The 15,429-nt window shown below is 66.3% G+C and carries 15 protein-coding genes; 4 read left to right on the top strand and 11 right to left on the bottom strand.

Features of this window, described 5'->3' with window-relative positions:
• Positions 1–4 precede the first annotated feature (4 nt).
• A complete protein-coding gene (locus ACVWZ5_RS12750; protein ID WP_186600524.1) occupies positions 5–1,156 on the bottom strand; it encodes an MFS transporter in 1,152 nt (383 codons plus the stop codon).
• Between the two features lie 108 nt (positions 1,157–1,264).
• Here ACVWZ5_RS12750 and ACVWZ5_RS12745 point away from each other — a divergent pair, with 108 nt between their 5' ends.
• Complete coding sequence (locus tag ACVWZ5_RS12745; RefSeq protein WP_062574312.1) at positions 1,265–2,074, top strand: AraC family transcriptional regulator; 810 nt, start codon at positions 1,265–1,267, stop codon at positions 2,072–2,074.
• On the opposite strand, the gene ACVWZ5_RS12740 is transcribed toward ACVWZ5_RS12745, so the two are convergent.
• The 5 genes from ACVWZ5_RS12740 to ACVWZ5_RS12720 form a co-directional block, all read right to left on the bottom strand.
• Complete coding sequence (locus ACVWZ5_RS12740) at positions 2,034–2,867, bottom strand: AraC family transcriptional regulator (protein ID WP_028690722.1); 834 nt, start codon at positions 2,865–2,867, stop codon at positions 2,034–2,036. The two genes, ACVWZ5_RS12745 and ACVWZ5_RS12740, sit on opposite strands and share 41 nt — an antisense overlap.
• Positions 2,864–3,178, bottom strand: a complete 315-nt coding sequence (locus tag ACVWZ5_RS12735; RefSeq protein ID WP_062363273.1) for an AzlD domain-containing protein — start codon at positions 3,176–3,178, stop codon at positions 2,864–2,866. Before ACVWZ5_RS12735 ends, ACVWZ5_RS12740 begins: the two co-directional genes overlap by 4 nt.
• On the bottom strand, positions 3,175–3,873 hold the full coding sequence (locus tag ACVWZ5_RS12730; RefSeq protein WP_280071301.1) for an AzlC family ABC transporter permease: 699 nt from the start codon (positions 3,871–3,873) through the stop codon (positions 3,175–3,177). Before ACVWZ5_RS12730 ends, ACVWZ5_RS12735 begins: the two co-directional genes overlap by 4 nt.
• A 130-nt stretch (positions 3,874–4,003) precedes the next feature.
• Entirely contained in the window at positions 4,004–5,290 is a 1,287-nt protein-coding gene (locus ACVWZ5_RS12725) for a sensor histidine kinase (RefSeq protein WP_096049953.1), read from the bottom strand.
• Positions 5,287–6,027, bottom strand: coding sequence for a response regulator (locus ACVWZ5_RS12720; RefSeq protein WP_028690726.1), 741 nt, complete (start codon positions 6,025–6,027; stop codon positions 5,287–5,289). Before ACVWZ5_RS12720 ends, ACVWZ5_RS12725 begins: the two co-directional genes overlap by 4 nt.
• Before the next feature lie 219 nt (positions 6,028–6,246).
• Between ACVWZ5_RS12720 and ACVWZ5_RS12715 the strand changes: the two genes are divergently transcribed.
• Positions 6,247–6,522 carry a DUF2790 domain-containing protein gene (locus ACVWZ5_RS12715; protein ID WP_062574310.1) on the top strand — a complete coding sequence of 92 codons (276 nt, stop codon included), beginning with the start codon at positions 6,247–6,249 and terminating at the stop codon, positions 6,520–6,522.
• A 19-nt stretch (positions 6,523–6,541) separates the two neighbouring features.
• The gene (locus ACVWZ5_RS12710; protein WP_062575738.1) at positions 6,542–7,057 is read left to right on the top strand and encodes a thioredoxin family protein; all 516 of its coding nucleotides are present in this window, start codon (positions 6,542–6,544) and stop codon (positions 7,055–7,057) included.
• Positions 7,058–7,092: 35 nt separating this feature from the next.
• Here the strand turns inward: ACVWZ5_RS12710 and ACVWZ5_RS12705 are convergent, their stop codons facing one another.
• The 5 genes from ACVWZ5_RS12705 to xthA all read right to left on the bottom strand — a co-directional run bounded on the left by ACVWZ5_RS12705 (position 7,093) and on the right by xthA (position 14,585).
• The gene (locus tag ACVWZ5_RS12705) at positions 7,093–8,100 is read right to left on the bottom strand and encodes a GlxA family transcriptional regulator (protein ID WP_028690729.1); all 1,008 of its coding nucleotides are present in this window, start codon (positions 8,098–8,100) and stop codon (positions 7,093–7,095) included.
• A 131-nt stretch (positions 8,101–8,231) separates the two neighbouring features.
• Positions 8,232–10,676: a TonB-dependent siderophore receptor gene (locus ACVWZ5_RS12700; protein WP_062574309.1), complete on the bottom strand. Its 2,445-nt coding sequence runs from the start codon at positions 10,674–10,676 to the stop codon at positions 8,232–8,234.
• A 226-nt stretch (positions 10,677–10,902) separates the two neighbouring features.
• Positions 10,903–12,567 (bottom strand): cyclic peptide export ABC transporter, encoded by a 1,665-nt coding sequence (locus tag ACVWZ5_RS12695; protein WP_062574308.1) that lies wholly within the window; start codon positions 12,565–12,567, stop codon positions 10,903–10,905.
• A gap of 130 nt (positions 12,568–12,697) precedes the next feature.
• Positions 12,698–13,576, bottom strand: a complete 879-nt coding sequence (locus ACVWZ5_RS12690) for a formylglycine-generating enzyme family protein (RefSeq protein ID WP_028690732.1) — start codon at positions 13,574–13,576, stop codon at positions 12,698–12,700.
• 196 nt (positions 13,577–13,772) lie between these two features.
• The gene (xthA, locus tag ACVWZ5_RS12685; protein ID WP_062574306.1) at positions 13,773–14,585 is read right to left on the bottom strand and encodes an exodeoxyribonuclease III; all 813 of its coding nucleotides are present in this window, start codon (positions 14,583–14,585) and stop codon (positions 13,773–13,775) included.
• 164 nt (positions 14,586–14,749) lie between these two features.
• On the opposite strand from xthA, the gene ACVWZ5_RS12680 reads away from it, so the two are divergent.
• Positions 14,750–15,400 carry a GNAT family N-acetyltransferase gene (locus ACVWZ5_RS12680; RefSeq protein WP_062574305.1) on the top strand — a complete coding sequence of 217 codons (651 nt, stop codon included), beginning with the start codon at positions 14,750–14,752 and terminating at the stop codon, positions 15,398–15,400.
• Positions 15,401–15,429 lie beyond the last annotated feature (29 nt).

Here is a 15,429-nt window from a genome sequence, read left to right as displayed (position 1 = left end):
CCATTCAGCCCCTTGAGTGTAGCAGCGCCCGGCCAGGCTGCTCGTAGCCGATGGCCAGTGCCCAGGCCGCCATCGCACAGACAAACAGCGTCCCCCCCATAGCCTGGCAAGCACCCGCCAGCAGCAGTCCCGCTCCGATCTGCAGATAGTAGAACAAGCCGAACAACGCACCCGCCGTGCCACGGCAGTCGGCGTAGTCGACCAGCGCCGAGCCCAGCACCAGCGGAATCGCCATGGCGAAGGCGAACATCACCAGGGCCATGGCCAGCACCGTCCACAGGCTGTCGCCCAGCCCCAACAGTGCCAGCGCCGCCAGCAGGTCGAGCAGGCACGCCAGGCGCAGCAAGCGCGCCATGGCCACCCCGCGTTGCAGCAGCCATGCATTGAGGCGCGCGCCCAGAAGCGAACCGAGCGCCAACGCAGCGCCGGAGTAGCCCATCCATTGTTTGGCGGCGAGGCGCTCGAAGATGAACGGCGCCAGGCTGTACCAGCTGAACACGCTGATGTTGAACACCGCCACCAGGGCGCTGGCCAGCAGCACGCGACGGTCGCGCAGCAGGCGCTGCAGCACCTGGCCAAGCGCGGGCGTCGCCTGCGTGGCGGGGCGTGTCTCGGGCAGGCCGCGCCAGGTCCAGGCGAGCAGCAGCGCGGCCATCAGCAACTGGCCGGCGAGTACGCCGTGATAGCCGAACAGCCGGTCCAGCCAGGCACCGCTGACCAGCCCCAGCGCCGGGCTGAGTGCCAGGCATACGCCGATCAGCGAGAACACCCGGGCCAACTCAGGGCCAGCGTGGCGATCGCGCAGCACGGTCTGGGTAACCACGGAGCCCACCGCCGCGGCAAAGGCCGCCACGACCCGAGCCACCAGCAGTTGGCTGAAGTCGACCGCCAGCAACGCCGCCAGCGCCGCGCCGGTGTAGAGCAGCAGGCCGACAAGCATGGCCGGGCGCCGCCCCCAAAGGTCACTGGCACGCCCCCAGGCCAGCACCCCGGCGGCAAAGGCGACAAAATACAGCGACAGGGTCAGCGAAGCCTGGGCAGGGCTGACGGCGAATGCTTCGGCCAAGGAGACCAGGGCAGGGCTGTAGAGGGTTTCGGCAACCTGAGGAAACATCAGCAGGGCGGTGGCCAGGGCCAACCAGGAACGGGAAAGCATGGGAGTGAACGCCTTGCAGCACAAACGGGCGGTCATGGTAGGGACGTTGTGCCGTGGGCTATTATCGCGACTCTGCTGATCTATCGTTGAAATCGGACAATTACTGCCATGGCCTGGTTAGCCCCCGACGCCCACTTCGATCCCGATGCATTCGATGCGCCGGTAGTGGGCATCTGCTCGGCCCTGGGCGACCACGACTCCGGGCGCCACCGGCATGGCCGCGGCCAGGTGCTGTTCACCCGCCAGGGCTGCGTGCGCATCCAGGCACCCGGACGCCTGTACCTGTTGCCGCCGACCCAGGCGGCGTGGATTCCGGCAGGGCTGGAGCACCGGGCGCGCATGCGCGAGACGGTGGACTATCGCTCGCTCTACTTCAGCACCGCGCTCAGCGTGGGGCTGCCTGACGAGGTGACGATCATCAGCGTCAACCCGATGCTGCGCGAACTGCTCGAACGCATCGCCCAGGCGCCGTTCGACACGGCCTGGGACCAAGGCGACCAAACGCATTTGCTGGCGCTGTGCCTGGGTGAATTGCGCCTTGCACCTCACCAACCGATGTTCCTGCCATTGCCCGGCGATCGGCGCCTGGCCGGGCTGGTCGAGCGACTCGAGCGCCTGCCGCCGGCGCTGGGCGAACTGGCGCAACAAGTCGGCGCCAGCGAGAAGACCATCAGCCGCCTGCTGCGCCGGGACACTGGCATGTCCTATCAGCAATGGCGCCAGCAGTGGCGGCTGTTGCGTGCGCTGGAGCAGCTGGCATTGCAACGGCCGCTGGGCGCCATCGCCGACGACCTGGGGTTTGCCAGCGACAGTGCGTTCATTGCCTTCTTCCGCGGCATGACCGGCACCACGCCCGGGGCCTGGAGCCGTGGCGCGGCTACAGGCCCAGACAGGCCTGGCGATAGGCCCCCGGCGTAACGCCATAGGCCTGCTTGAACTGGCGGCTGAGGTGGCTCTGGTCGGCGAAACCCAGTGTGACGGCGACCTCCAGTGCCGGCAGGCCGCTGCGCAGCAGCTCGCGGGCGCGGGCCAGGCGGCGCTGCTTTAGCCAGGCGTGGGGCGGCAGGCCGGTGGCCTGGCGGAACACCCGGGCGAAGTGGAACGGCGACAGGTTCACCGCCGCCGCCAGGGCTTCCAGCGAGGGCGGCTCGGCCAGTTGGCTCTCCAGCAGCTCGCGGGCACGAGCCACGGCCAGTGGCTCGTTGCCGGGGGCGGCGGGTTCGGCGCAGTGGCCGTGGCGTTGCACCAGCGCCAGTACCGCCTGGCGCCAGGCGGTCTGCTGCTCCAGGGCGCTGGCGCAGGACTCGGACAGCTTGTGCAACTGGCTGAAGGCGGCGGCCAGGGCCGGGTCCTGGATCACGCTGTCCTTGAACCGGGGCAGGCCGTGGCGGCCCAGTTCCAGTTCGTCGAGCACGCCGCTGACCCGCTCGTGCTCGGGGTAGAAGCCACGGTAGCGCCAGCCGGCCTCGTGGGCGGTGGCGCCGGTGTGCAGTTCGTCGGGATTGATCAGCACCATGCTGCCCACCGGCGCCAAATGCTCGCTGCCGCGGTGCCAGAAACGCTGGGCGCCGGACTCGATCACGGTGAACACGTAGCCTTCGTGCACATGCGGGGCAAAGCGCTGCTGGATGTAGCGGGCGTGCAGCATCTCGACGTCGCCGAGGGCGGGCGCCTGCCACAGGTGGGCCTGTTCGCGCAGGGGCGTGCTCATGCCAGCCAGCTGCGCAGAAGGAAGAAGATCAGCATGCTCGCCAGCATGCTCAGCAATACGCTGCGGGTCAACAGCACCAGGGCGATCGCCACCACCGAGCCGAGCAGGTAAGGGTTGAGCGGGCTCAGCTCGAGCTGGTGGCCGGGCAGGAAGATGATCGGCCCGCAGATCGCGGTGAGCATGCCGGGTACGGCGAAGCCTAGGAACTGCCGCGCGTTGGAGCTCAGGCGCAGCGGCAGGCGTGGTTCGAGGAAGGCGTAGCGGTTGAGAAACACCACCGCGCCCATGGCGACGATCAGCAGCCAGATCATGAACGACCTCCGGAGAATTTCTGGCAGACGAACCCGGCGGCCATGCCCAGCAGGCCGGCTGCCACCAGGGCAGTTTCCCAGTGCCAGTAGCTGAACTGCACCGAGCAGAACAGCGACACGGCCACGCACACCACGGTCGGCAGGTTGCGCACCAGCGGCGCGATCAGCGCAACGAAGGTGGCGACGATGGAGAAGTCCAGGCCCAGTTGGTCCAGATGTGGAATGTTCTGGCCGAGGATGATGCCGGCGAGGGTGAACAGGTTCCAGGCCACGTAGAAGGTCAGGCCGACCCCAAGGGCGTACCAGCGATTGAACTGCTGCTGGTCGTGGTGGCTGGTCAGGGCGAAGAACTCGTCGGTGAGCAGAAAGCCCAGGCCCAGGCGCCAGCGGGTCGGCAAGCCGGACATCACCGGGCGCATGGACAACCCGTAGAGCAGGTGCTGCGAGGTCAGCAGCAGGGTGGTGAGCAGGATCGACAGCAGGTTGGCGCCGCCCTTGAGCATGCCGATGGCCACCAGTTGCGCGGCACCGGCGAAGACAATGGCCGACAGGCCCTGGCCTTGCCAGGCGCTGAGGTTGGCTTCGATGGCCATGGAGCCGGCCAGCAGGCCCCAGGGCGCGACGGCCAGGGACAGCGGCAGGATGGCGATGGCGCCATGGAGAAAGGCGTGGCGGGCGAGCAGAGGGCTGGACATGGGAACGACAACGAATCGACAGGGCAGGCCAGCATGACAGACAGCTCCGAGGGTGGCTTGAACGATCTTGCTTTGTTGTCGCCGCTCCCCAAGCCTTGCGCAATCCCTGTATGAGACCGCGGCTGTGGCTTCAGCGCAGCTCGACCTGCGCGCACAGCCCGCCTTCGGCGCGGTTGCGCAAGGTCAGGCTGCCGCCCATGGCCTGGGTCAGCTGCTGGGCAATCGCCAGCCCCAGCCCGGTGCCGCCGGTGCTGCGGTTGCGCGAGCCTTCCACCCGGTAGAACGGTTTGAGTACGTCGTCGAGCTCCGCCTCGGGAATCCCCGGGCCATCATCGAGCACACGGATCAGTGTCACGCCGTTCTCGCAGCCCACCTCGAGCTGCGCGGCGCCGGCGAACTTGAGGGCATTGTCCACCAGGTTCACCAGTACCCGGCGCAGGGCATGGGGACGGGTTTGCAGGGTAGCCTGGGCGCTGCCGTGGCGGTCCACCCGGGCGCCGCTGTCCTGGTAGTCGAACACCAGGCTGTCGAGGAAGGCGTCGAGGTTGACCCGGCATGGCGCCTCGGTGCCGCTGTCCATGCTGCGGGCATAGGCCACGCCTTCGCGCACCAGGTGCTCCATGGCGTCCAGGTCGTGCGCCAGCTTGTCCTTCTCCTGGCCGTCGTCCATCTGCTCGACGCGCAGCTTCATGCGCGTGATCGGCGTCTGCAGGTCGTGGGAGATGGCAGCCAGCAGCTGCATGCGTTCCTTGAGGTAGGCGCCGATGCGCGCCTGCAGCGCGTTGAAGGCCACGGCGGCGTAGCGCACCTCGCGCGGGCCGCTTTCGTCCAACTGCGGGCCGGGGCTGTTCGGGTCGAGGTTGTCCACCGCCTGGACCAGGCGGGTCAGCGGGCCGATGGCCAGGCGCACCGCCAGCCAGGTACAGGCCAGCAGCACCGCCAGCTGGATCAGCAGCACCACCGGCAGCCAGGTGGCCACCGGTACCGGGGCGGGGGTGACGTCGATGGTCAGCGGCGCGCCGTCGGCCAGGCGCAGGTGGGCCTGGAAGTGCGCGTTGGGGCCGGGAATTTCCTGGAAGGTCAGGGCGTAGCGGTCGCCGATGGCCTTGACGATGGATTCGGCGGCCATGGGCGGGTCCGCGCTGGGCATGGCTTCGCCGGGCAGGCCGCCGTCCAGGCGGTAGCGGTAGGTGCGCCGCTCCAGGCGCGACAGCCAGGCCGGCCGCTCGGCGGCGGGCAGGCGGTCGAGGATGGCCACCGAGGTCGAGACGTCCAGCTCCAGGTTGCTGAGCATCATCGAGCGGCTGCTGATAAAACGTTCGTAGGCCTGCAGGCTGAACGACAAGCCGTAGGCCAGCACCAGCCCGGTGAAGAAGATCAGGGCCAGGCGCGAGGCCAGGGTGCGCGGCCATTTCATGCCGGCGACTCCAGCAGCTGTACTGGCAGCGAGAACACGTAGCCCTCGCTGCGCACGGTCTTGATGCAGGTGGGTTCGCGGGCGTCGTCACCCAGGCGCTGGCGCAGGCGGCTGACCAGCAGGTCGATGGAGCGGTCGAAGATGTCCGCCTCGCGGCCCTGGGTCAGGTTGAGCAGCTGTTCGCGACTGAGCACCCGCTGCGGATGGTCGAGGAACACCCGCAGCAGGCGGTACTCGGCCCCCGACAGTGCCACCAGGGTGCCTTCGTTGTCGAGCAGGTGGCGGGCGGTGGTGTCCAGGCGCCATTGGCCGAAGGCGATCAGCCGGCTGCTTTCGCTGATGGTGAGGTTCGGCGGCAGCATGCGTGTGCGGCGCAGCACGGCGTTGATCCGCGCCAGCAGCTCGCGGGCGGAGAACGGCTTGGTCAGGTAGTCGTCGGCGCCCATCTCCAGGCCGATGATGCGGTCGGTCTCGTCGTTGCGCGCGGTGAGCATCAGCACCGGCGTGTTGCGGTGCTTGCCGGCGCGCAGTTCGCGGCACAGCAGCAGGCCGTCGTCGCCGGGCATCATGATGTCGAGGACGATCAGGTCGACGGCGTTGTTTTCCAGGAAGGCGCGCATCTGCCGGCCATCGGCGACGATGCTGGTGCGCAGGCCATTCTTCTTCAGGTAGTTGCCGACCAGTTCGCGGATCTCGCGGTCGTCGTCGACGACCAGGATGTGATCGGCGTGTTCCATCGGGATGTCCTTGTACGTGGGGAATGGGCGCAGTGTACCGAGCGGATCCGGACTTGCCTGCACAGGTTTGTATTGCAGTGTATCTGTTGGCGGCACAGATACAGGAAGAAGCACGAAGGGCACTGGGCGGACACAAGCGGGATACCTGGCAGGCGCGAAATGGCTCTCGACCGGGGAGTGAAGCCTCTCCACACAAGACCTCGTATCAGGAGACATGCCATGACTATCAAGACCCTCGCCAGCGCCGCCCTGTTCGCCGTGCTCGGCCTTGGCTCCCTGGCTGCCCAGGCCAGCAGCAGCTCGCTCAATGACGCCAGCGTGATGCAATACCGCTACGGCGACCGGCTGGACGTCAAGAAGGTGCTGTCGGTCAAGGACGACCGCAGCAATGCCTGCGGACCGGTGAAGACCCGCATGGATTACCTCGACTCCCAGGGCAAGCCGCAGAGTGTCGAGTACCGCACCTATGCCACCAGTGGCTGCCATGACAACTGAGGCGCGCGGCAAGCGCCGCCTGCTCAAGGCCGGCGGCGTGGCCCTGGCCCTGCTCGGACTGGGCCTGGCTGGCCAGCTGCTGGCCCGCGACAGCTACGGTCCCATGCCGTCGCTGGCGGGGGCCGAGCAATGGCTCAACTCGCCGCCGCTGGATGGCCCCGCGCTCAAGGGCAAAGTGGTGCTGGTGGACTTCTGGACCTACGACTGCATCAACTGCCGGCGCAGCCTGCCCCATGTCAACGACTGGGCGCGACGCTACGGCGAGCAGGGGCTGGTGGTGGTCGGGGTGCATACGCCGGAGTACGACTACGAGCACGATGTGGGCAATGTACGGGCACAGGTGCAGCAGTTGGGGATCGGGTACCCGGTGGCGGTGGACAATGGCTACCGGATCTGGAACGCCTGGGGCAACCAGTTCTGGCCGGCGCATTACTTCGTCGATCGCAAGGGGCAGGTGCGTCATGTGCACTTTGGCGAGGGGGATTATGCGGGGCAGGAGCAGGTGATTCAGGCGTTGCTGGATGAGCAGGGTTGAGCCGTTGCCCGCTCCGGCCCTGTCGCGGGGTCGGATCACTCGCCCAGCCGCTGCTCCCGCGACGGCGGATAACCGAAATACGCTGCATAGCACTTGCTGAAGTGCGACACCGAGACGAACCCGCAGGCCACCGCCACCTCCATCACCGACAGGTCCGAATACTGCAGCAGCCGCCGGCTCTTGGTGATGCGCAGTTCCATGTAGTAACGCCGGGGCGAGGTGCCCAGCTGGGCCTGGAACAGCCGGTCGATCTGCCGCCGCGAGCGCCCGGAGTAGACGGCCAGCTGATCGAGGCTCAGGGTCTCCTCGAGGTTGTTCTCCATCAGCTCGACGATGGTGCGCAGGTGCAGGCTCATGGACTTCTTCGCCCCGGGCCCGACCTGGCGATAGCGCGCCCCGGAGAACGACAGGATCTCCTCGACGCCTTCGGCCAGGGCATCGCCGTACAGCCGCCGCACCAGGCCGAGCATCAGCTCCATGGCGCCGTTGGGGCTGGCGGCGCTCAGGCGGTCGCGGTCGAGGGTGAAGCTGGCCGGGGTGATGCGCGTCTGCGGGCTGATCTCGGCCAGGCTGGCGCGCTGCTCGGGGTGCACGCTGCAGCCGTAGTCGTCGAGCACCCCGGCACGCCCGAGGAACCAGGCGCCGTTCCACAACCCGGCGAGGGTCATGCCGTGGCTGGCGCAGTCGGCCAGCAGGCGGTCGAGGTCGGGGTATTTCAGCGGTGTGCGCAGGCCGCCGCAGATCACCAGCAGGTCGAGGTCTTGCAGGCTGCGCGGTTCGAGCGGGCTGGCCACCAGCTCCAGGCCCAGGTCGCTGAGCACGCGATCGCCCGCCAGCGACAGCGGGGTGGAGGTGAAACTGTCGGCGCGCAGCAGGTTGGCGGTGACCAGCACGTCCATCGCCACGGTGAAGCTGGCCATGGAGAAGTGCTCGAGCAGGACGAAGTCCACGCGATAGGGACGCTGGCTGCCGGCGTCACCGGACTTGAGCCGCAGCATGTTGCTGGTGCTGGTCTTCTTGCTGAACTGGCGTGGCGTGGGCACTGCGGACTCCGCTTCCTGGCTGGCGGGGACGAGTGTGCGGTGGGGCGCGGGGAAAGACAACAGGGGCGCTTGCTGGCGCTGAAAGCACAGCGCCCCCTCGAGAGGGGGCGCCGGTTGTTGCCAGGCGGGGCTTAGAAGTCGCCGCGCAGGGTGAACATGTAGCTGCGCGGCGTACCGTAGGTGGTGCCGCGGGTCCAGTAGCCCATCGAGTCGAAGTACTTGCGGTCGAACAGGTTCTCGACGTCCACGCCCACGGTCCAGTGCTCGTCGAGCTTGTAGGCGGCGCGCGCGTCGAAGATCGCCCGGCCGCTGTTGTAGGCTTCGTTGCCCTTGTCGACGTAGGAGTTCTGCGCCGAGACGCCGCCACCGATGCTCAGGCGGTTCCACGCACCCGGCAGGGTGTAGTTGGTGTTCAGGCGCAGCATGTGTTTCGGCGTCTGCGCGGAGATCGGGCCGCCGTCGGAGGAGCTGGTGGTGTTGTAGGTGTAACCGGCAGCCACCTGCAGGCCCGGCAGCAGCTCGCCACTGGCTTCGGCCTCGAAGCCCTTGCTGCGGTTGATGCCGTCGCTGTTGAGCCAGCAGCGCAGGCCCGGATCTGTTGGGCAATTGCCGCGGTTTGGTTCATCTTGTACCGCAACGTCTTCCTGTTCGATGTAAAACACAGCGAAGGAAACGTTCAGGCGCTTGTCGAACAATTCTCCCTTGATACCTGTTTCATAGTTCGAGCCGACCGACGGGTCCAGCATGCTCCCACCGACTGTTCGGTAACCCGCTTGTGGCAGGAAGATATCCGCATAGCTGGCATACCAGGACCATTGGTCGTTCAGGTCATAGATGGCGCCGACAAAGGGCGTGAATTCGTGATCCTGGCGGTTGGTCGTTACCTGTGGACCGTTCCATGCGTCGGTCTTGTACCAGCTCAGGCGCCCACCCAGTACAAAGCTCAGGTCCTTTGTCATGCGCAGACGCGTGCTCAGGTAGGTGCCGTAGCGGGTGTCGATGGTATCGTCTTTATAGTCCCAGCCCTGACGCGGGAGCTGAGGTATGTTGCTGTGGTCGGGGTTGAAAACATCAAGCGGGATAGAGCTATCCAGATAGATGGCTGCTTCCTTGTCGTTCATCTTGCGCTTGGACCAGTTGGCGCCCAGGGTCACCGTGTGGTTTAGGCCAAAAGCCTCGAATTCACCGTCCAGGTGGCCATCAACGGCGTTGGAGGTGGCGTCGAACTTGTGATAGTTGACGTCGTTGACCATAGGCCCTGTTGGGCTGCCGTACTCAAGCGTGTCGCGCGCGCTCCACTCGATGGCACTGCGGTTGTAGCTGCTCTCGGTGTGGGACAGCGCCAGTTTGCCGCTCCAGTTGTCGTTGAAGCGGTGGGTGAGGTCGGCAAAAACTTCGTCGGTCCGGGTTTGCAGCTTTGCCCAATCCTGGCCCAAAAACGTCGAGCGCTTGAGGTGCGGATTACTGCCATCGGGGTTGTTTGGTAAGCCCAGCACGCTGTAGCCGTCGATGCGTGAAGTCTGGCGGCGTAGCCCCACTCCAAGGGTGGTGGCATCGTTCAGATCCGCCTCGACAATGCCGTACAGCAGAGGACGCTTGGACGTGGTGACATCGGTAAAGTAGCCACGGTCTTCATAGGAGGCGACCATACGGCCGCGTAAGGTACCTTCCGGGTTTAGCCGGCCGCTGGCATCCAGGTCCAGACGATAGTTGTCCCATGATCCGGCGCGGGTAATGACCGAAAAGCGTGGGTCGTTGGTAGGACGCTTACGTACCAGGTTGACCGCTCCTCCAGGGTTACCCGCGCCCACCAGCAGTCCCGAAGCACCGCGCAAGACCTCGACCCGATCAAACATCGCCATATCCGGAGTCATCCAGCCGGTGTAGGCATAAGCCTGTCCGGGCACGCCATCGACCATATAGCTTTCGTCGGTGAGGTCGAACCCGCGAGAGCTGAAATGATGGTTACCATAACCACGATTAGCGCGGGTGATGCCAGGGGTCTGGGCCATCACCTGGTCCAGAGACACAAGGTTCTTGTCGTCCATCAGCTTGCGGGTGACCACTGTCACCGACTGCGGGGTTTCACGCAGGGACTGCGCGGTCTTGCCGATAGTCACCGCGCCGGTGGTGTAGGAGTTAGTACCCTCGGTAGTGGCACCCAGCACCTGGCCGTTGATGGTGGTGGCGTCCAGGGTCATGGCCGAGCCGGACTCCGCCGCACCGCTGATGATCAGCGTGTTGTCCTGCACGCTGTAGCGAATCCCGCTGTTCCGGAGCAGCTCCCCAGCTGCCTGGGTTGGCGAGAAGCGGCCCTTGACCGGGCTGCTGCGCAGGCCCTGGACGGTCTCGGGGCTGAACAGCACCTGCAGGTTGCCCTGGCGGCCGAGCTCTTGCAGCGCGCTGGCCAGCGACTGCGCCGGGATGTCGAAGTCCTGCTCCTGGGCCTGCACCTGGGCGGCCAGCGGCAGGGACAGGGCGAGGCCGAGGGTGGCCATGGCCGGGGAGGAGCGCAGCATCCGGCGCAGCATCAACGCTTTGCTCAAAGGGGTCAGGGTGTTGGCTGGTATTGGCATTTTTATGCTCTGGCTCAAGGTACGCAAAGTAAATGAAAATTATTCCGTTGCGAGTAGGACGCATGCGAATGCCAAAACCGGAAAAATAATTATTACGGTTGGTAGAGGCGTGACCTGCGACTTCCCTGTGGGCAGGGTTGATTCGGCGTGCGGCAATAGGGGAACGAGCGGTGCGACGGGGAATTTAAGCGGCGGGCGGCGCCAGGGCGCCGCCCGTGAGAGGGCGTCAGGCGGGCAGGGCGGGTTCCTGGTTGCGCTCGACCAGGATCTTGCCGCTGTGCATGCGCACCAGCTGGTCGGCCACCGGGAAGTAGCGGTCGTCATGGGAGATGACGATGATGGTCTTGCCCTGCTGCTTCAGCTCCGGCAGCAGCTCGGTGTAGAACACCCGGCGGAAGGCCGGGTCCTGGTCGGCGGCCCATTCGTCGAACACCAGCACCGGGCGCTGGTCGAGCCAGGCGTTGATCAGCGCCAGGCGCTTGCGCTGGCCGGTGGACAGGTCGGTGGTGGTGAAGCTGCCGTCGCGGATCCCGACCTTGTGCGCGATGTCCAGGCGCTCGAGGTACTTGGCGGCCTCCGGCGGCAGCTGGGCGAGGCCCGGCAATGGTTCGTCGAACAGGTAGTAGTCGGCGAAGATGGTGGTGAACAGCTGGCGGTAGTCGTCCAGGTGCTGCGGCGTGACCGCCTCGCCGTTGAGGCGGACCTCGCCCTGCTGTGGGGTGTACAGGCCCAGCAGCAGCTTGATCAGGGTGGTCTTGCCGCAACCGTTCTCGCCGACGATGAAGACGATGTCGCCCTGGCGGATGGTCAGGTCCACCGGGCCGAGATGGAACGGCTGGCTGCCCTCGACCTGGGGATAGTCGTAGCGCAGCTGGCGCAGTTCGATGGAGGCAACCTCGGTCACTTGCGGGACGCGGTCGCTGACCAGCAGGTGCGGCTCGGGCGATGAGAAACGCTGGGACAACTCGGCGATGCGGCGCAGGGCGATCTGTGCGCGGCTGATGCTCGGCAGGTTGTTGATCAGCTGTTCCAGCGGCCCCTTCATGTACAGCATGACCAGCACAAAGCCGCCCAGCACGGTGCGGTCGGTGCTCGGCCACAGGGCCTGGAAGGCGATGGCGATGCCGATCACCGCGAAGAACAGCATCGAGCCGAAGGTCTCGGCGCTGACAAAGATGTTCGCCGCGCGGATGTTGGCCTTGCTGATGCGCTCGGTGGCACCGTGGATCAGCTGGTCGTGCATGTGCTGGCGGCGCTTGCGCTGGATACGCAGTTCCTTGGCGCCGCCGGAGAGGGCTTGGTAGTGCTTCTGCAGCTCGTCCTCGTTGTTGCGCGCGGTAAGGATGTTCTTCATACCGTAACGGTGGGCGAGGAACTGCGCGCCGGTGCCGATCACCACGGTCAGCACGGTGACCAGGAGGATTTGCCAGGACAACAGCGCCAGGTAGGACAGGCAACCGAGGGTGACGGTGAAGGCGATGACCATCGGCGCCACCGACAGGGCGAAGGCACTGATGGTGCTGACGTCGTTGAGCAGCACCGGGATCAGGCGGTGGGCGCGGTAGCGCTCCAGTTGCGCGATAGGCGCCACCAGCACCTTGGCGGCCAGCTCGCGGCGCAGGCGCGCCACCACCTTCTGACCGACGTAGTTGGTCAGCAGGTTCGAGCCGGTGGAGCAGGCCAGGGTCAGCAGGCACAGGCCGCCGAACAGCAGGGCGGTGCGGGTGTCCGGCCCGCCTGCGGCGTTCATCGCGCTGTTGATGGTGGCCAGCAGGGCGGTGACGCTCAGGCCGCTGACCACGCCGAGGGCCGCCGAAAGCGCGACCAGCATCCAGAACGGCTTGAGTATCCGCAGGGTTTCCTGGGCGAGGCTGGGGGTCGTGGACGTCATGGAGTCATCTCGTGAGTATTCGTTGGCGCAGGGCGGCGGACCAGGCCCTGATCTTGGTAGACGACAGGGTTTTGCGCGGATTTAGTGGCGAGGCGGATCCGGCGCCGGGGCGCCGGAGGCAGGGCGGGCGTTACAGCTCGCGGGCGACACGGAAACCGATCCAGTCGCCGCGCAAGGTGGAGCTGCGCTCGTTGCGGTTGCCCGAACGGGAGAAAATCGGTGCCTCGGTGTAGTCGTTGCCGCGGATCACCCGGCGGTCCTCGCATTCGCTGCTGTTGGTCTGCGGGCTGCCGTCGGTGGGGGCGGTGGCGTAGCTGTCGACGTAGCAGTCGCGGGTCCACTCGTAGACATTGCCGTGGCCGTCGTAGACGCCGTAGGCGTTGGGCGGGAAGCTGCCGACAGGCGAGGTGAAGGAGAAGCCGTCCGTGGGACCGTAGGTGTTGGCGTGCTTGGAGATCTGGTACTTCTGCTCGTCGTTGTCATCAAGCGGGAAGGGGAATGGCCCGGTGCTGCCGCCGCGCACGGCGTATTCGCGCTGGGATTCGCTGAGCACCTTGTAGACCTTGCCGGTCTTCTTCGACAGCCAGGTGGCGTAGGCCTCGGCCTCGTGGAAGTTCAGGCAAACGGCGGGCTGGCGGTCACCCTGCTGGTAGCGAGGCACGCCCGCGATGCATTCGCGGCCCGGACGGGTGTCGCCGTTGGGGACCTTGTAGCCGCTGGCCTTGAGGTAGGCCTTCCATTCCCCGTTGGTGATCTGGTAGCGGCTGACGGCAAAGGCTTTCTTGAACGTCACTTCGTGCAGTGGGCCCTCGTCGTCCTGGCGACCTTTTTCGTCATCCGGGGTGCCCATCATGAAACTGCCGGCGGGCAGCACCACCATTTCCGGGCAGGTCTTGGCGCAGTCACGGAACACCGTGCCGGGTTTGTGCGCGGGCGCCGCGGCCAGGGCCGGCAGGCTGCAGGCGACCAGCAGGGCGGCCAGGGTGAGGCGGTTCAGGGGTGCGGTCATGGGGAAGCCTTGTTCAGGGTAGCTGGGCAGACAGCGGGAGTTCGTGCTGATGGACGAAATGAACGAGGCGATGTTTAAGGGGGATTTGTGTAAGTGTTTGACGAGAGAGGTGTGGCGCCTATGAGATCGAGCGCCGCGCGGGCGGCGCTCGATCTCGAGAGCGCTGCAAGGCTATCGTCCAGCGCCTGTTGTCGGCTCAACCCAACTCAAGCCAGATCGGCGCATGGTCCGAAGGCTTCTCCATCCCCCGCAGTTCATAGTCGACCCCGGCGGCCTTGAGCCGTGGCAGCAAGCCCTGGGAGGCCATGATCAGGTCGATGCGCAGGCCGCGCTTGGGCTCGTCCTCGAAGCCGCGGCTGCGGTAGTCGAACCAACTGAAGCGGTCGGCCACTTCCGGGTGCAGGTGGCGGAAGCTGTCGACCAGGCCCCAGCCCTTGAGCCGCTCCATCCACTCGCGCTCCTCGGGCAGGAAGCTGCACTTGCCGGTCTTCAGCCAGCGCTTGGCATTGTCCGCGCCGATGCCGATGTCGCAGTCCTGGGGCGAGATATTCAGGTCGCCCATCACCACGACGGGCTGGTCATTCTTGAACTGCCCTTCGAGCAGGGCCTGCAGGTCGCTGTAGAAGCGCTGCTTGGCCGGGAACTTGGTGGGGTGGTCGCGGCTTTCACCTTGGGGGAAGTAGCCGTTCATGATGGTGATCGGCGTGCCGTCGGCATCGGCGAAGGTGCCCCAGATGAAGCGGCGCTGGGCGTCCTCGTCATCGCCGGCGAAGCCCTTGGACAAAGACAGCGGCGCCTGTCGCGAGAGCAGGGCGACGCCATAGTGGCCTTTCTGGCCGTGGTAATGCACGTGGTAGCCGAGCGCCTCGACGTCGGCCAACGGGAACTGATCGTCGCTGACCTTGGTTTCCTGCAGGCCGATCACGTCCGGCTGGTGTTTGTCGATCAGCGCCGCCAGCTGGTGCGGACGGGCGCGCAGGCCATTGATGTTGAACGAGACGATCTTCATGGAAAGATGATCCTAGTAAAAAGCCACGGATGCTAGCCGACATCGCCGGCCACGGCCAGCATGGCGCCGCGCGGCGGGCGCTGCTAACGTGCTGGAGGAGGTGAACCCAGCGCCGGAATCTGGCTCCAAGGCACTGTACGCCCATTCCAGGAGGACTGCCCGCAATGCCCGACGTCATCGCCGCCCCGGCCCGGACCTGCCTGCTCGACGCCGGCTACGCCCGTGAGGCGCGTTCGCTGCTCTACCATGCCTATCGTCACGAGCCGACCTTTGCCTGGCTGTTCGAGGGCCAGCGTCCCGGCTACGAGCGCCGCCTGCGGGTGATGGTGCGCGAGTGGGTGCGCCAGCACTTCTATCTGCAACTGCCGGCGATCGGCCTGCTGCTGGAGGACCGCCTGATCGGCCTGGCGCTGATCGTGCCGCCGCAGCGGCGCCTGGGCGTGGCCGACAGCTGGGCTTGGCGCCTGCGCATGATCCTCGGTACCGGCCTGCGCTGTACCCGGCGCTACCTGGACTACCAGGCCGCGCTGGCCGGCTGCCTGCCGGGCGACAATGTCCACGTCCTGCCGTTGCTGGGCGTGCACCCGCAGTTCCAGGGCCAGCATTATGGGGAGCAACTGCTGCAGGCCGTGCACGACTGGTGCGCGGAGGATGCCAGCACCGAGGGCGTGGTGCTGGACACCGGCAATGCGCACTACCTGGCGTTCTACCAGCGCCAGGGCTATGAGGAGATCGGCGAGATCGCCGTAGGGCCGATCCGCGAACGGGTGTTCTTCCACCCCAACCCGCGCTCGTCGAGGGTGGCGAACCTGTGACAGGCGTTTGCCGACAGCCCTCTTGACCC

The organism is Pseudomonas sp. TE6283 (assembly GCF_054060555.1).
The sequence above is the reverse complement of the archived record's forward strand: the minus strand, read 5'-3'. Positions and strand labels throughout refer to the sequence as shown.

What these genes read in the sequence shown, in the direction of transcription:
- ACVWZ5_RS12750 (WP_186600524.1), bottom strand. Translation starts at nt 1,156, where the DNA reads ATGCTTTCCCGTTCCTGGTTGGCCCTGGCCACCGCCCTGCTGATGTTT.
- ACVWZ5_RS12745 (WP_062574312.1), top strand. Translation starts at nt 1,265, where the DNA reads ATGGCCTGGTTAGCCCCCGACGCCCACTTCGATCCCGATGCATTCGAT.
- ACVWZ5_RS12740 (WP_028690722.1), bottom strand. Translation starts at nt 2,867, where the DNA reads ATGAGCACGCCCCTGCGCGAACAGGCCCACCTGTGGCAGGCGCCCGCC.
- ACVWZ5_RS12735 (WP_062363273.1), bottom strand. Translation starts at nt 3,178, where the DNA reads ATGATCTGGCTGCTGATCGTCGCCATGGGCGCGGTGGTGTTTCTCAAC.
- ACVWZ5_RS12730 (WP_280071301.1), bottom strand. Translation starts at nt 3,873, where the DNA reads ATGTCCAGCCCTCTGCTCGCCCGCCACGCCTTTCTCCATGGCGCCATC.
- ACVWZ5_RS12725 (WP_096049953.1), bottom strand. Translation starts at nt 5,290, where the DNA reads ATGAAATGGCCGCGCACCCTGGCCTCGCGCCTGGCCCTGATCTTCTTC.
- ACVWZ5_RS12720 (WP_028690726.1), bottom strand. Translation starts at nt 6,027, where the DNA reads ATGGAACACGCCGATCACATCCTGGTCGTCGACGACGACCGCGAGATC.
- ACVWZ5_RS12715 (WP_062574310.1), top strand. Translation starts at nt 6,247, where the DNA reads ATGACTATCAAGACCCTCGCCAGCGCCGCCCTGTTCGCCGTGCTCGGC.
- ACVWZ5_RS12700 (WP_062574309.1), bottom strand. Translation starts at nt 10,676, where the DNA reads ATGCCAATACCAGCCAACACCCTGACCCCTTTGAGCAAAGCGTTGATG.
- ACVWZ5_RS12695 (WP_062574308.1), bottom strand. Translation starts at nt 12,567, where the DNA reads ATGACGTCCACGACCCCCAGCCTCGCCCAGGAAACCCTGCGGATACTC.
- ACVWZ5_RS12690 (WP_028690732.1), bottom strand. Translation starts at nt 13,576, where the DNA reads ATGACCGCACCCCTGAACCGCCTCACCCTGGCCGCCCTGCTGGTCGCC.
- xthA (WP_062574306.1), bottom strand. Translation starts at nt 14,585, where the DNA reads ATGAAGATCGTCTCGTTCAACATCAATGGCCTGCGCGCCCGTCCGCAC.
- ACVWZ5_RS12680 (WP_062574305.1), top strand. Translation starts at nt 14,750, where the DNA reads ATGCCCGACGTCATCGCCGCCCCGGCCCGGACCTGCCTGCTCGACGCC.